The sequence below is a fragment of the Actinomadura scrupuli genome, assembly GCF_050971785.1.
Lineage (GTDB): Bacteria > Actinomycetota > Actinomycetes > Streptosporangiales > Streptosporangiaceae > Actinomadura_E > Actinomadura_E scrupuli.
In genome coordinates, this window is the sequence record NZ_JBPCCU010000003.1 from 886192 (window position 1) to 899612 (window position 13421).

Annotated in this window: 11 protein-coding genes and 1 pseudogene; 3 read left to right on the forward strand and 9 right to left on the reverse strand. The window is 74.2% G+C overall.

What is annotated here, in order from left to right:
- Positions 1-104 precede the first annotated feature (104 nt).
- The 7 genes from selB to ACRYCC_RS18455 form a co-directional block, all read right to left on the reverse strand.
- A complete protein-coding gene (selB, locus tag ACRYCC_RS18425) occupies positions 105-1856 on the reverse strand; it encodes a selenocysteine-specific translation elongation factor (RefSeq protein WP_433813605.1) in 1752 nt (583 codons plus the stop codon).
- A complete protein-coding gene (gene selA, locus ACRYCC_RS18430) occupies positions 1857-3188 on the reverse strand; it encodes an L-seryl-tRNA(Sec) selenium transferase (protein WP_433813607.1) in 1332 nt (443 codons plus the stop codon). It lies immediately after the preceding gene.
- A gap of 120 nt (positions 3189-3308) precedes the next feature.
- Positions 3309-3953, reverse strand: coding sequence for a response regulator (locus tag ACRYCC_RS18435; RefSeq protein ID WP_433813609.1), 645 nt, complete (start codon positions 3951-3953; stop codon positions 3309-3311).
- Positions 3950-5215, reverse strand: a complete 1266-nt coding sequence (locus ACRYCC_RS18440) for a sensor histidine kinase (protein WP_433813610.1) — start codon at positions 5213-5215, stop codon at positions 3950-3952. The genes ACRYCC_RS18435 and ACRYCC_RS18440 overlap by 4 nt, the downstream gene beginning before the upstream one ends.
- A gap of 5 nt (positions 5216-5220) precedes the next feature.
- On the reverse strand, positions 5221-5961 hold the full coding sequence (locus ACRYCC_RS18445) for an ABC transporter permease (RefSeq protein WP_433813612.1): 741 nt from the start codon (positions 5959-5961) through the stop codon (positions 5221-5223).
- 11 nt (positions 5962-5972) lie between these two features.
- Positions 5973-6881 carry an ABC transporter ATP-binding protein gene (locus ACRYCC_RS18450; protein ID WP_433813614.1) on the reverse strand — a complete coding sequence of 303 codons (909 nt, stop codon included), beginning with the start codon at positions 6879-6881 and terminating at the stop codon, positions 5973-5975.
- Positions 6882-7078: 197 nt separating this feature from the next.
- Positions 7079-7603 carry a MarR family winged helix-turn-helix transcriptional regulator gene (locus ACRYCC_RS18455; RefSeq protein WP_433813616.1) on the reverse strand — a complete coding sequence of 175 codons (525 nt, stop codon included), beginning with the start codon at positions 7601-7603 and terminating at the stop codon, positions 7079-7081.
- 88 nt (positions 7604-7691) lie between these two features.
- Between ACRYCC_RS18455 and ACRYCC_RS18460 the strand changes: the two genes are divergently transcribed.
- Both ACRYCC_RS18460 and ACRYCC_RS18465 read left to right on the forward strand, forming a co-directional pair.
- The gene (locus ACRYCC_RS18460) at positions 7692-9158 is read left to right on the forward strand and encodes an MFS transporter (RefSeq protein ID WP_433813618.1); all 1467 of its coding nucleotides are present in this window, start codon (positions 7692-7694) and stop codon (positions 9156-9158) included.
- 211 nt (positions 9159-9369) lie between these two features.
- The gene (locus ACRYCC_RS18465) at positions 9370-11277 is read left to right on the forward strand and encodes a propionyl-CoA synthetase (RefSeq protein ID WP_433813620.1); all 1908 of its coding nucleotides are present in this window, start codon (positions 9370-9372) and stop codon (positions 11275-11277) included.
- Here ACRYCC_RS18465 and ACRYCC_RS18470 read toward each other — a convergent pair.
- Positions 11274-11546, reverse strand: a complete 273-nt coding sequence (locus ACRYCC_RS18470; RefSeq protein WP_433813622.1) for a GlsB/YeaQ/YmgE family stress response membrane protein — start codon at positions 11544-11546, stop codon at positions 11274-11276. The genes ACRYCC_RS18465 and ACRYCC_RS18470 overlap by 4 nt on opposite strands.
- 240 nt (positions 11547-11786) lie before the next feature.
- Between ACRYCC_RS18470 and ACRYCC_RS18475 the strand changes: the two genes are divergently transcribed.
- The gene (locus ACRYCC_RS18475; protein WP_433813623.1) at positions 11787-12302 is read left to right on the forward strand and encodes a DM13 domain-containing protein; all 516 of its coding nucleotides are present in this window, start codon (positions 11787-11789) and stop codon (positions 12300-12302) included.
- Here ACRYCC_RS18475 and selD read toward each other — a convergent pair.
- Positions 12298-13322 (reverse strand): annotated as a pseudogene (gene selD, locus ACRYCC_RS18480) (selenide, water dikinase SelD); the annotation flags it as partial. The gene ACRYCC_RS18475 and the pseudogene selD overlap by 5 nt on opposite strands.
- Positions 13323-13421 lie beyond the last annotated feature (99 nt).

The following is a 13421-nucleotide window of genomic DNA, read 5'->3' on the forward strand; positions in this document are numbered from 1 at the left end:
AGATCCCGATCCGGTGGCCCTCTGCGCCACCGGGGTGAGTTCGTGTGATCTATAAGGCCAGAGACCGCCTGCCCGCTTCAACCCATTTTCGCCCGCCGTGCGGCTCAGCGCACGGTGCGGTGCTCGTTGACGCGCTCGGTGAAGCCGCAGCTGTCGAGGTGCTCGAGCAGCGGGATGACGACCCGGCGGGAGGTGTTCAGCGCGGTGCGCGCCTGGCTGGCGGTGAACGGCTGCGGCAGGGTCGCGAGGATCGCCGCGGCCTCCCGGTCCGCGCCGGGCAGCAGCACGATGCCCTCCGCGGGCTGGAGCACCGCCCCGGCCTTGACCGCGGCGGCCAGCAGCCGCCCGGTGAGGCCCAGCTCGGCGAGATGGTCGGCGTCGGGGGCGGCGAACGGCTTCGCGCTCAGGTGCAGGCGGAGCCGGCTCAGGGCCTCGGCGACCGGCCCGGGCAGCCCGGGCTCGGCGGACGGCCCATGGACCCTGCCCTCCGCCAGCCACAGCGGCGGCTGTGCCAGCTCGGCGACGAGCTGCCGGGCGGGCAGGCCGAGCCGGAGCCGAGCCGCCTCGAGCGGGATGCCGGGGGCCAGCGGGTGGGCGGCGGCGTGCCGGGCGAGCTCGGCGGTGAGCCGTTCGCGCAGCGACTCCCAGTGCCGCGGGTCGGCGACCCAGCCGGCGGCCAGGCGTACGGCTCCGGGGGGCACCGCGCAGCCCATCACCTCCAGGTCCGCGGGGCGCAGCACGCCGTGGCGGCGCAGCAGCAGCTCGCCGCCCGGCCGGTCCGGCCAGGAGGCCAGCTCCCGGGCCCGCGCGGCACCCGCGCCGCGGCGGGTCAGCGGCGGCGGCCGTACGTCCAGCACGCTGACCCCGGCGACGACCCGGCGGCCCGGGTCGCGCAGCAGCGCCCGGTCGCCCACGTGCAGGGGCAGCGGGGTGTTGAGGGTGAGCCGGGCGGTGTCGGGCCCGAGCGGCCGCAGCCGCACCGGCACGGCCGCCGACCCGAGGTGCAGGATCATCTCGCGGGCGAGCCGGCCCGACGACTCGGCCGAGCCGATCCGCACGTCGACGCAGCCGGTGACCGTCCAGCGGCCGGGGGTGACCAGGGCCATCCCCCGCCCGGCGTCGGCGCGGTCGACGCCGCGCAGGTTGACCGCCACGCGGGCCACGCCCGAGACGGCTGCGGCGCCCTGCTTGAGCGACTCCAGGGCGCGGACCCGGACCGGCCGCGCTCCGAGCAGCAGCTCGTCGCCCTCCCGCAGGGTGCCGGCGGGCAGCGTGCCGGTGACGACGGTGCCGCTGCCGGTGACGGTGAACGACCGGTCGATCCAGAGCCGCACCGCGGCGGCGGGATCGGGGACGGGCAGCCGGACGGCCAGCCGGTCGAGGGCGGCGACCAGCCGGTCGAGCCCCTCCCCCGTGGTGGCGCTCACCGTGACGCTCTCGACGTTGCGCAGGCCGCTGCGGTCGATCTGGGCGCGCGCCTGGCGCAGCGCCGGGCCCGGATCGGCCAGGTCGGAGCGGGTCACCACGAGCACGCCGTGCCGGACGCCGAGCGCGTCGACGGCCGCGAGGTGCTCGGCGGACTGCGGCTTCCAGCCCTCGTCGGCGGCCACGACGATCATGACCGCAGGGACCGGGCCCACTCCGGCGAGCATGTTGGTGACGAAGCGCTCGTGGCCGGGGACGTCGACGAAGGCGAGCCGGCGGCCGGAGGGCATCGTCCGCCACGCGAACCCGAGGTCGATGGTCATGCCCCGCCGCCGCTCCTCGGCCCACCGGTCGGGTTCCATGCCGGTGAGCGCGCGCACCAGCGTGGACTTTCCGTGGTCCACGTGCCCGGCCGTGGCGACGACCTGCATCTAGGTCTCTTCTCCGGGAATGCGGGAGGCGATCCCCCCGCGGGAGACATGATGCCCCGCGGCGAGCACGGCGTCCCGCAGACGGGCATCGTCGCCGGGCTCCACCGCCCGCAGGTCGAGCAGCAGCCGGCCGGCCGTGATCCGCCCGACGACGTCCTGCGCCCGGAGCAGGGGCTCGTAGGACTCCGGCAGGCTGACCGCGGCACCGGGCAGCTCCACCCCGGGTGCCCCACCGCCGCCGACGGTGGTGACCGAGTCCACGGCGAGGGCGTCGACGGCGTACTCGGCGAGCTCCTTGGCCAGCCGCTCGGCCCGGCGGCGCAACCCGGCGACGTCGGCGCGCAGCTGACGGACCGCGGGCGGCTCGGGACCCCGCACGGTGGCCTCCAGGGCGGCGAGGGTCATCTTGCCGACTCTGAGCGCACGGGCCAGCGGGTGCCGGCGCAGCCGCTCGACGAGGCCGGCGGCGCCCAGGAGCAGCCCCGCCTGCGGGCCGCCGAGGAGCTTGTCCCCGCTGGCCGTCACCAGCGCCGCGCCCTGCCGCAGGGCGGTGGCGGCGTCGGGCTCGGCGGGCAGCAGCGGCTCGGGGGCGAGCAGCCCCGAGCCGATGTCGGCGACGACGGGGACGCCCAGCGAGGTGAGCTCGGCGATGCCCGCGGCGGCGGTGAACCCCGAGATCACGAAGTTCGACGGATGGATCTTCAGGATGAAGCCGGTGTCCGGTCCGGTCGCGGCGGCGTAGTCGGCCGCGGTGGTCCGGTTGGTGGTGCCGACCTCACGGAGCCGCGCTCCGGTGGAGACGAGCAGGTCGGGGAGGCGGAAGCCGTCGCCGATCTCCACCATCTCGCCCCTGCTGATGACGATCTCACGGCCGGCGGCCAGGACGGTGGCGGCCAGGACGAGCGCGGCGGCGTTGTTGTTGACCACGTGCGCGGCCTCGGCGGGCGGGCAGGCCGCCAGCAGCGCCTCCACCGCGCCCCGGCCGCGCGACCCCCGCAGCCCGGTGGCGAGGTCGTACTCGACGTCGGTGCAGCCCGACGCCGCGCGGACGGCCTCCCGGGCGGCGGCCGACAACGGCGCCCGGCCGAGGTTGGTGTGCAGCAGCACGCCGGTCGCGTTGAGGACCGGCCGCAGGCTCGCGGCGGAGGCCGGCAGCGCGGCCACGGCCGCGTCCGCCACCGTGTGCGGCGCGATCTCACCGTCGCGGGCGCGCCGCTGCGCGCCGGCGACCGCCGTCTTCACGATCGCACGGCCGAGACGTTCCTCGGCGGTACGGAGTCGGGGGTCGGCCAGCACGGCGTCGGTTCGGGGGACGTGTCGCCGGATGTCCACCCAGGTAACCCTAAGCACCCCGCGGGCTCTGTGGGAAGTTTCCCCGGCGGGCGGCGCGGAACCGTTCACCGCGAGCCGGACCACGTTGCTTTTCCACGGCCTGCACGTGTCTGCGGGAAACTACCTGCGATCTCGGGGCGTGAGCAGGCCGCGTTCGAAGGCCGCCCCGACGGCCGCGGCCCGGTCCTTGACCTCGAGCTTGGCGTAGATGTGCAGCAGGTGGGTCTTGACGGTGGCCTCGCTGATGAACAGCCGGGCGGCCGCCTCTCGGTTGGTCGCTCCCCGTGCGACCAGCGTGAGCACCTCGAGCTCGCGGGGGCTCAGCGGCTCCCTGCTCGGGCCGCGGACCTGGCCGAGCAGGCGGGTGGCGACCGAGGGCGAGAGCACCGCCTCCCCGCGGGCGGCGGCCCGGACGGCGCGGAAGAGCTCGTCCTGCTGCGCGTCCTTGAGCAGATAACCGGTGGCCCCCGCCTCGATCGCGGGCAGCACGTCGCTGTCGGTGTCGTAGGTGGTGAGCACGAGCACCCGGGCCGGTATCCCCCGCTCGGTCAGCCGCCTGATGGCGGTGACGCCGTCGGTGCCGGGCATGCGCAGGTCCATCAGGATCACGTCGGGCCGCAGTGCCCCGGCGAGCGCCACGGCCTCCGCGCCGTCCCCGGCCGCGCCGAGCACCTCGAACCCCGGCTCGCCGGTGAACATGCCGCGCAGCCCGTCCCGCACGACCGGGTGGTCGTCGACGATCAGCAGCCTGATCGGGCCGGTCATCGCCGCGGCTGCCGGGGTATCGCGGGGACGCTGGCGCAGACCGCGGTGCCGCCGCCGGGTTCGGACTCGATCTCCAGCGTGCCGGCGAGGCGGCGTACGCGCTGGCGCATGGCGGTCAGCCCGTAGCCTCCGTCACCGTCGCCGGTCCTGGCGAGCGCCGGGGCGAAACCGCCGCCGTCGTCGCGGACGTCAAGGGTCACCACGTCCTCCATGTACGACAGCGTGAGGCCGACCCTGGTCGCGCCAGCGTGCTTGGCCACGTTCGCCAGCGCCTCCTGGGCGGCGCGCAGCAGGGTCACCTCGACCTCGGGGTGCAGCGGCCGGGCGTTCCCCGTGGTGGTGATCTCCGCGACGATCCCGCTGGTGGCGCTCCAGCCCGCCGCGACGTCGGCGAGCGCGTCGGGCAGCCGGGAGTTCTCCAGCGGTTCCGGGGCGAGGGCGCGCACCGACCGGCGCGCCTCGGAGAGGCTGTCCCTGGCCAGTTGTGCCGCGGTGTCCAGATGCCGCTCCTGGTCGGCCGGCCGGTCCCGGGCCTGCTTGGCCGCCTGCACCTGGGTGATCACGCCGGCGAGTCCCTGGGCGAGGGTGTCGTGGATCTCCCGGGCCATCCGCTCGCGTTCCTCGGCCACTCCGGCCGCACGGGCCTGGGTGACCAGCCGGGCGTGCAGCGCGGTGTTCTCCGCCATCATCGTCTCCAGCCTGGCGTTCGCCTCCGCCAGCGCGTCGATCGTCCGCCGGCGCCGCTGGGCCTGCTGGTCGCCCGCCCACGCGAAGTAGGTGAGCGCCCCGGCCAGCAGCATGTTGATGACGACGATGACCGCCCAGGTCGCGATGGCCGGCAGGGTGAGGTCCGGGAGACCGCCGAGCTGTGAGGTGCCCATGACGGCCGCCGTCGCCGCCACTCCCGCGATCTTCGCCCTCCCGGGGAGGCGGACCGCGTACAGGTAGCCGCTCCAGGCGAAGATCCCGAACCACGGGGCACGGATCACCAGCAGCGCGGAGAGGATCGTCAGCCCGGTGAAGAAGACGGTCATGGGCGCCGGGCGATCGGCATACGCCGGCAGCACGAGGGCCACCCACCCGGTCCACCCGGCCGCGAGCACGGCGAGGCCGAGGACGATGGGCAGCGACCCGCCGGGCATCGCCTGCAGCAGGGTCACGACGACGGAGATCGCCAGCAGCAGCGGCGGCAGGACACGGTAGGCGAAGCCCTCGCGCCGCTGCCAGGATTCGAGCTCGTCGTCCCGCTCCGCAGCGGTCACGGTCCCTACTCCCATCGGAACAGCCTGGCCGCCGCCAGCCCGGCGACGACCGCGTACCCGGCCATTATCGCCAGATGCGCCGGCTGCAGCGCGGCTCCCGTCCAGGCGTCCCGCATCGCCCGCAGGCCGGCGCCCAGCGGGGTGAGGTCGCCGATGTCGCGCAGCACCGGGGGAAGCTGCTCGCGGGGGACGTAGACGCCGGCCAGGAACATGCTGGGGAAGAAGGTCAGCATGGCGATGCCGGTCGCCGCGCGGGCGTCCGGCGCGACCGCGGCGACCAGCAGCCCGAGGGCGAACATCGAGGCGACGGTGAGCGCCGCGGCCTGCGCGAAGGCGGCCGGCCGCTGCGGCACCGGCGTGCCGAGGGCGAGGGAGCCGACGACGATGAGGACGACGATCGCCACCAGGGCGGCCACGGCGTTGATGACCACCTGCGCGAGCAGCAGGAACGCCGGGCGGACCGGAGTGGCCCGCATCCGGCGCAGCACGCCCTTGTCGCGGTAGTCGGCGAGCACGCCGGGCAGCATCATGAGGCCGAGCACCGCGATGGTGACGCCCATGGCGATCGCCGCGATGTACTCGGCGCCGCTCTGACCGCCCAGATGCTCGTCCGGTCTGTCGGCGCCGGGCAGCAGCCCGAAGGCGAAGAGCAGGCCGAGCGGCAGCGCGATGGTGAAGAAGGGGGTCATCTTCTCGCGCATGCGCAACTTGAACTCGACGGCGACGATCCGGGTGAACGCGTGCATCGGAGGACTCCTCACAGCTCGAAGGTGCGGCCGGTCAGGGCGAGGTAGGCGTCGTCGAGGGTGCGCCGCTCCAGACGCAGATCGGCGACGAGCACGTGGTCGCGGGCGAGGGCGGCGGTCACGGCGGGGGCGAAGTCGCCGGTCCCGGTGACGACGATCTGGTCTCCGGCCCGGGCCACCTCGATGACCCCGGGCAACTCCGCCAGCAGGCCGACGTCGAGCGAGCTCACCAGGCGGAACCGCAACCGGTGCTCAGCGGCGGCGCCGTCGATCAGGCCTCCGGGGGTGTCCACGGCCACGATGCGCCCCTCGTCGAAGATCGCCACCCGGTCGCACAGCTCCTCGACCTCGTCCATGAAGTGGCTGACCAGCACCACGGTGACGCCGCCCGCCCGGATGTCCTTGATCAGGCTCCAGGTGGCCCGGCGGGCCTGCGGGTCCAGGCCGCCGGTGAGCTCGTCCAGGAAGACCACCCGGGGACCGCCCACCAGGGCGAGGGCGATGAACAGCCGCTGCCGCTGGCCGCCGGACAGGCGCCCGAACCGTTCCCCGGCCTTACCCGCCAGTCCCCACTGGCGGAGCAGCTCCCCCTCCTCCCTGGGAGCGTCGTAGAACGACGCGTACAGCTCCAGGGCCTCGCGCACCTTGATCTGCTCGGGCAGCCCCGTCTGCTGGAGCTGCACCCCGATCCGCCGGCGCAGGCGGGGCCCGTCGGCCCGCGGGTCGAGCCCCAGCACCCGTACGGTGCCCGAGTCGGGCCGCCGCAACCCCTCCACGCACTCGACCGCGGTGGTCTTCCCCGCCCCGTTGGGACCCAGGATTCCGAAGATCTCCCCCTCCTCCACGGTGAAGGACACCCCGTCGAGTACCGGGCGCCCGCCGTACCGCTTGGTGAGGTTCTCCACCTCGATGATCGCCATGTCCCGCCTCCTCGGTCCGTGTCCGCGTGGACACCCACCGAGCATCGCCGCTGCGGCCCGGGCGGCGAATCGCCCGGCCGGCCAGAGCCGGTGGCGACCTCGGCCGATGCGGCCATCCACCGATCGGTTGACCCGCGACCGGGCCACGCCGCCCGGTCCGGCCCGCCCGGCCGCGCCCCGGTACCGGCGCGGCCTGCTCAGCGGCGGTCGGGCGGCTCGAAGGACCGGTTGCGCCGCTCGGCCTGCGCGAGGAAGTCGTCGACCATCCGGTGGAACAGCAGCGCGAGAGTCCGCCGGTCCTCCGGCTCCCAGCCGGACAGCGCCTCGCTCATCCAGCGGCGGCCCACGGCGCGGATGGCGTCGGTGGCCTCGCGGCCGGCCGGGCTGAGCCGTACCCGCTGGCAGCGCCGGTCGTCGGGGTCGGCGACCCGCTCGACGAAGCCGGCCCGCTCCAGCCGCTGCACCTGACGGGTCACATGGGGCGCCTCGACCGCGAGCCGGGCGGCGAGCTCGCCGGGCCGCATCGGCTCCCCCTCGTCGGCGAGCAGCCGCAGCAAGGGCACCCCGGCGCGATCGACGTTGACCCCCGCCTCGGCGACCGTGCGGTCGTGCCGCCGGGCCCGGGTGAGCAGGTGGGAGATCCGGGTGAGCGCCCGTTCGAGCTCGACGACGTCCTCGGGCACGGCGTCGCGGGACTCCTCGGCGTGCTCGTCGAGCGGCATGTGAATTATCTTACAAGGTAGTTACTTAAGTTAAGTAAGTACTATCGTGCCCGGCAGCACTGCGGCACGGCATCGCGAGGAGGACCCCATGACAGGCAGCGCCGTCGGCACGGCACCGGGCACGGCGGAACGGGCGGCCGTCCCGGCGCACACCGGGCTGACCCTGCTGGCGCTCGCGGTGGCCGGGATGGTCGTGTCGGTGCAGCAGACGCTGGTGATCCCGCTCCTGCCCCGGCTGATGACGGCCTTCCACGTCTCGGTCACCGAGGTGACCTGGGTCTTCACCGCCTCGTTGCTGGCCGGTGCGGTGGCCACGCCCCTGCTGTCGCGGTTCGGCGACATGTACGGCAAGAAGCGCCTGATCCTGGTCGCGGTGGGCCTGCTGCTCGTCGGCTCGCTGATCTGCGCGGTGTCGGGCTCGCTCCCCCTGCTGGTCGCCGGCCGGGCGCTGCAGGGCACCTCGTCGGCGCTGATCCCGCTGGCCATCGGCATGATCCGGGACGTCTTCCCCAGGGAGCGGGTGACCACCGCCATCGGGATCGTCAGCGCGACGATGGGCGTCGGCGGCACGCTGGGCATGATCGTGACCGGTCTGATCGCCGACCGCACGACCAGCCATCACCCGGTGTTCTGGATCACCGCCGTGCTCTCGGCCGTGGCACTGGTGCTGATCGCGGTGATCGCGCCCGACTCGGGCACCCGGGCCGGGGGCAGGCCCGACCTCGCAGGAGCGCTCTTCCTCGGCGGCTGGCTGGTCTGCCTGCTGCTGGCCATCAGCCAGGGCAACTCCTGGGGCTGGACCTCCGGTGGCGTGATCGGCCTGTTCGCCGCCGCGCTGGTGCTGTGCGGCGTCTGGGTGTGGGTGGAGACGAAGGTCCGCGAGCCGCTGGTGCGGCTCGGCCTGCTCGTCGGCGCCCAGTCGCTCTCGGCCAACCTCGCCTCGATGCTCCTGGGCTTCTCGATGTTCGCCGCCTTCACGCTGATCTCCGGCTTCGTGCAGACGCCCACCTCGGTCGGCTACGGGCTCGGCGGCTCGGTGCTGGCCGTCGGCCTCTACTCGCTCCCCAGCACCGTCACCATGCTGGTCGCCTCGTCGTTCGCGGGGCGCATCGCCGGCCGGATCGGCGCGGCCTTCACGATGGCCATCGGATCGGTGTTCGCCGCGCTCAGCTACCTCTGGCTGGTCGTGTCCAACGGCCACGGATCCGACTTCCTGATCTTCGGCGCCATCCAGGGCGTCGGGTTCGGCATCGCCTACGCCGCGCTCGGGACCCTCGCCGTCCAGCACGTCCCGATGGACCAGAGCGGCATCGCCAGCGGCATCAACTCGCTGGTGCGCACCGCCGGCGGCAGTGTCGCGGGCGCGGCGACCGCCGCGCTGCTCACCGGTGGCACCATCGCGGGCACCACGACCCCGACGCTGCACTCGTACGTGCTGTGCTTCGTCGTCGTCGCCTGCGGGGCCGCCCTGGCGGCGGTCGTCGCGGCCGTGCACGGTCTCCGGCACCGGCCCGCGCCCGGCACCCACCCGGTGGAGGCGCTGGAGACGGCCTGACCCGCCGCGCCACGACGCTCCAAGTCCCCGGCATCCGCCCGCCACGGCCGCCGGGGACTGCGGCGCGTCAGGGGCACTCGCGGGGCTTGCTCGCGGGCGACCGAGAACCCCTCTTGACGAACGGGGTCCGGAACACGCCCTATAGGGGTGCGCCCCAAAGGGAGGTGCACCCCGGCTCAGGGGGTGGCGGCACGTCCGGAGGAGCCCACGCATGGGTGCTTACGCGTCCGCGTACGAGCGGAGCATCACCGACCCGACCCGGTTCTGGGGGCTCGCCGCCCGGGACATCCGCTGGCTGACGCCGCCCGACCGGGTGCTCGACGACGGTGCCCCGCCGTTCTACCGCTGGTTCACCGGCGGCGAGCTCAACACCTGTGACAACGCGCTCGACCGGCATGTCGCGGAGGGACGCGGCGAGCAGCCGGCGCTGATCTACGACAGCCCGGTGACCGGGACCACCCGGACCTACACCTATCGCGAGCTCCGCGACCGGACGGCGCTGTTCGCCGGCGCGCTGCGCGCCCTGGGAGTCGAGCGCGGCGACCGGGTGGTGATCTATCTGCCGATGGTGCCCGAGGCCGTGATCTCCATGCTGGCCTGCGCGCGGATCGGCGCGGTGCACTCGGTGGTGTTCGGCGGGTTCGCGGCGAGGGAACTGGCGGTACGGGTCGACGACGCCCGCCCGAAGGTCATCGTCTCGGCCTCCTGCGGCATCGAGGGGACCCGGGTGGTGGCCTACAAGCCGCTGCTGGACCGGGCGCTGGAGCTGGCCGCCCACAAGGTCGAGCGGTGCGTGATCCTGCAGCGCCCGCAGGCCCGCGCCGACCTGGTGCGCCCCCGGGACCTGGAGTGGGACGAGGCGCTGGAGGGCGCCCGGCCGGCCGACTGCGTGCCGGTCGCGGCGACCGATCCGCTGTACATCCTCTACACCTCGGGCACCACCGGACGCCCCAAGGGCGTCGTCCGCGACAACGGCGGTCACGCGGTCGCGCTGCGGTGGTCGATGCGCAACGTCTACGGCGCCGGGCCGGGCGACGTCTTCTGGGCGGCGTCTGACGTCGGCTGGGTGGTCGGGCACTCCTACATCGTGTACGGGCCGTTGCTCACCGGCTGCACGACCGTGCTCTACGAGGGCAAACCGGTCGGCACCCCGGACGCCGGGGCGTTCTGGCGGGTGGCGGCCGAGCACCGGGTCAAGACCATCTTCGCGGCGCCCACCGCGATCAGGGCCATCCGGAAGGAGGATCCGCAGGGCCGGCTGCCGGCCCGTTACGACCTGTCCGCGCTGGACGCGCTGTTCCTGGCCGGGGAACGACTCGATCCCGACACCTGCCGGTGGGCGGAGCGCACGCTGGGACGTCCGGTGATCGACCACTGGTGGCAGACCGAGACCGGCTGGCCGATCGTGGCGAACCCGCGCGGGCTGGAGCCGATGCCGGTGCGGGCCGGATCCCCGACGGTCGCCGTGCCCGGCTACGAGCTGCGCGTGCTGCGCCCCGGCGGCTCCGAGGCCGATCCGGGCGAGGACGGCGACATCGTGCTCCGGCTCCCGCTGCCCCCGGGCACCCTGCCCACGCTCTGGCAGGACGACGAGCGCTTCGTCGAGTCCTACCTCACCCGTCATCCCGGCCACTACCTGACCGGGGACGGCGGTCACGTCGACGAGGACGGCTACGTGTGGGTGATGGGCCGCACCGACGACGTCATCAACGTGGCCGGGCACCGGCTGTCGACCGGCACGATGGAGGAGGTCCTCGCGGCGCACCCGGCGGTGGCCGAGTGCGCCGTCATCGGGGTGCACGACGAGCTCAAGGGACAGGTGCCGCGCGGCCTGGTCGTGCTCAAGAGCGGCCCCGCGGATCAGGCGGCCGACCCCCGCCGGGTGCGGGACGAGCTCGTACGGGCGATCCGCGACCAGATCGGGCCGGTCGCGTCGTTCAGGGAGGTGGCCATCGTGCCGGCGCTGCCCAAGACCCGGTCCGGGAAGATCCTGCGGGGCGCCATGCGCGGCATCGCGGACGGCCTGGACGTGCCGGTGCCGGCGACGATCGAGGACCCGGCGGTGCTGGAGGAGCTACGTGCGATCCTGCGGCCGCCGGAGGCGCCGGCCGGTGGTTAGACCTCGTGTTTCCGGGGCCACAGCATGGTGACGATCAGCACGCCGATCACCGCGAGGGCGATCTGCAGCAGCGTCTCGCCGAAGTTGAATCCCTTGGTGGTCCAGTGGAACACCCCCCGGGCCAGCCAGGAGCCGATGAACGCCGCCACGATGCCGACCACGATGGTCAGCCAGATCGGCATGTTCTGCTTGCCGGGAACCAGCAGCCGGCCGATCGCGCCGATGATGGCGCCGAAGATGATGGCGGTGAAGATGCCCCCGATGGTCATGCGGATCCCTCCGTGATTAGGACCCGCGGTGTGGCAGGGCCGTTACAGAGCGCCTACCCACGGTGCGCAGGGGTCACACGAACCCGGTGAGCACCTTGACCCGTGGTTTACCGCCGCCGCACCGGACGGCCGTAAGAACCTTGTAACCCGGGGAGCCGCCTGCTCCGCGGCGCCGTGCTGTTGGGTGGTGGCAAGCGTCATCCGGCCGCGGCAGGCCGGGCGGGCACGGGGAGAACGACGATGCGACGCACGGGAGTACTGGCGGCGGCGGTGGTGGTGGTCGGGTTGCTGGCCGTCGCCGGGCTGGCGGCCTTCCAGCCCTGGAAGCTGTGGGTCGACCAGAAGTCCGACGAGGCCGCCCCGCCCGGGGTGGCGACCGCTCCGGCCGCCGCCGGCACGGCCACCGCGGCGCCGGCCGCCCGGACGCTGTTCGAAGGCCGCACCTGGCGGTCGTACTCGCACGGCGAGACCACGGGGACCGTGCGGGTCTTCCGGCTCGCGAACGGATCCCAGGTGCTGCGCCTGGAGGGCCTGCACACCTCCAATGGGCCGGACGTGAAGGTCGTGCTGTCGGCGCGGCCGCACGACGCCCAGGGCAGCCTGGCGCCCGGCTACCTCACGCTGGGCACCCTCAAGGGCAACGAGGGCAGCTCCAACTACGCCATCCCGGGCGGCACGGATCTGAGCGGCTACAAGAGCGTCGTGATCTGGTGCAAGCGGTTCGACGCCGTCTTCGCCGCCGCGCCGATCGTCTGAGGCAACCGCCGGCGCCGGCGGGCCGTGGGCCGCCGCGCGGCGCCGTCAGCGGACGCGCAGGACCGGCCCGTCCCTGCCGACCAGCTCGCCGATGACCGGGGCGCCGGGGATCTCCCCCACCACCAGCAGCCCGCCCGAGGTCTGCGCGTCGGCCAGCAGCAGCCGCTCCTCCTCGGCGACCCCGCGGAACTCGGCGTGCGGGCTGACCCACGCCAGGTTGCGCTGGGTCCCGCCGGAGACGAACCCGTCCCGTACGGCCGTCCGGGCGCCGTCGAGGTACGGCACCGCGGCGGAGTCGACCACCGCCGTGACCCCGCTGGCGCGGGCCAGTTTGTAGAGGTGGCCGAGCAGCCCGAACCCGGTCACGTCGGTGGCGGAGTCGACGCCGCGCTCCAGCGCCAGCCGGGCGGCCTCGGCGTTGAGCGTCGTCATCGCCTCGACGGCCTGCGGGAACTCCTCGCCGGTGGCCTTGTGCCGGGTGTTGAGCACGCCGATCCCCAGTGGCTTGGTCAGCGACAGGGGCAGGCCCGCCCGGCCCGCGTCCAGGCGGAGCAGGCGCGCGGGGTCGGCGATGCCGGTGACCGCCATGCCGTACTTGGGCTCGGGGTCGTCGATGCTGTGCCCGCCCGCGACCTGGCACCCCGCCAGGCGGGCCACGTCGAGCCCGCCGCGCAGCACCTCCCGGGCCAGCTCCATGGGCAGGGTGTCGCGCGGCCAGCCGAGCAGGTTGAGGGCCATGAGCGGCTCGCCGCCGACGGCGTACACGTCGGACAGCGCGTTGGTGGCGGCGATCCGCCCCCAGTCGTAGGCGTCGTCGACCACGGGGGTGAAGAAGTCCGCGGTCGAGACGATCGCCCGGTCTTTGTCGATCTTCATGACGGCGGCGTCGTCCGCCTCCTCCAGGCCGAGGAGCGGGCGCCCGGTCCGGGGGCCGAGGAGGCCGGAGACGATCGCCTCCAGCTCCCCGGGCGGGATCTTGCAGGCGCACCCGCCGCCATGGGCGTACTGGGTCAGGCGCACGCGTGCGGTGACAGGCTTCACAGCCGAGATCCAACCCTTCCCGACGTCGATGATCAAGAGCTGCGGGGGCCTCGGGGGGCCGCTCCGACCGGTTTCAGG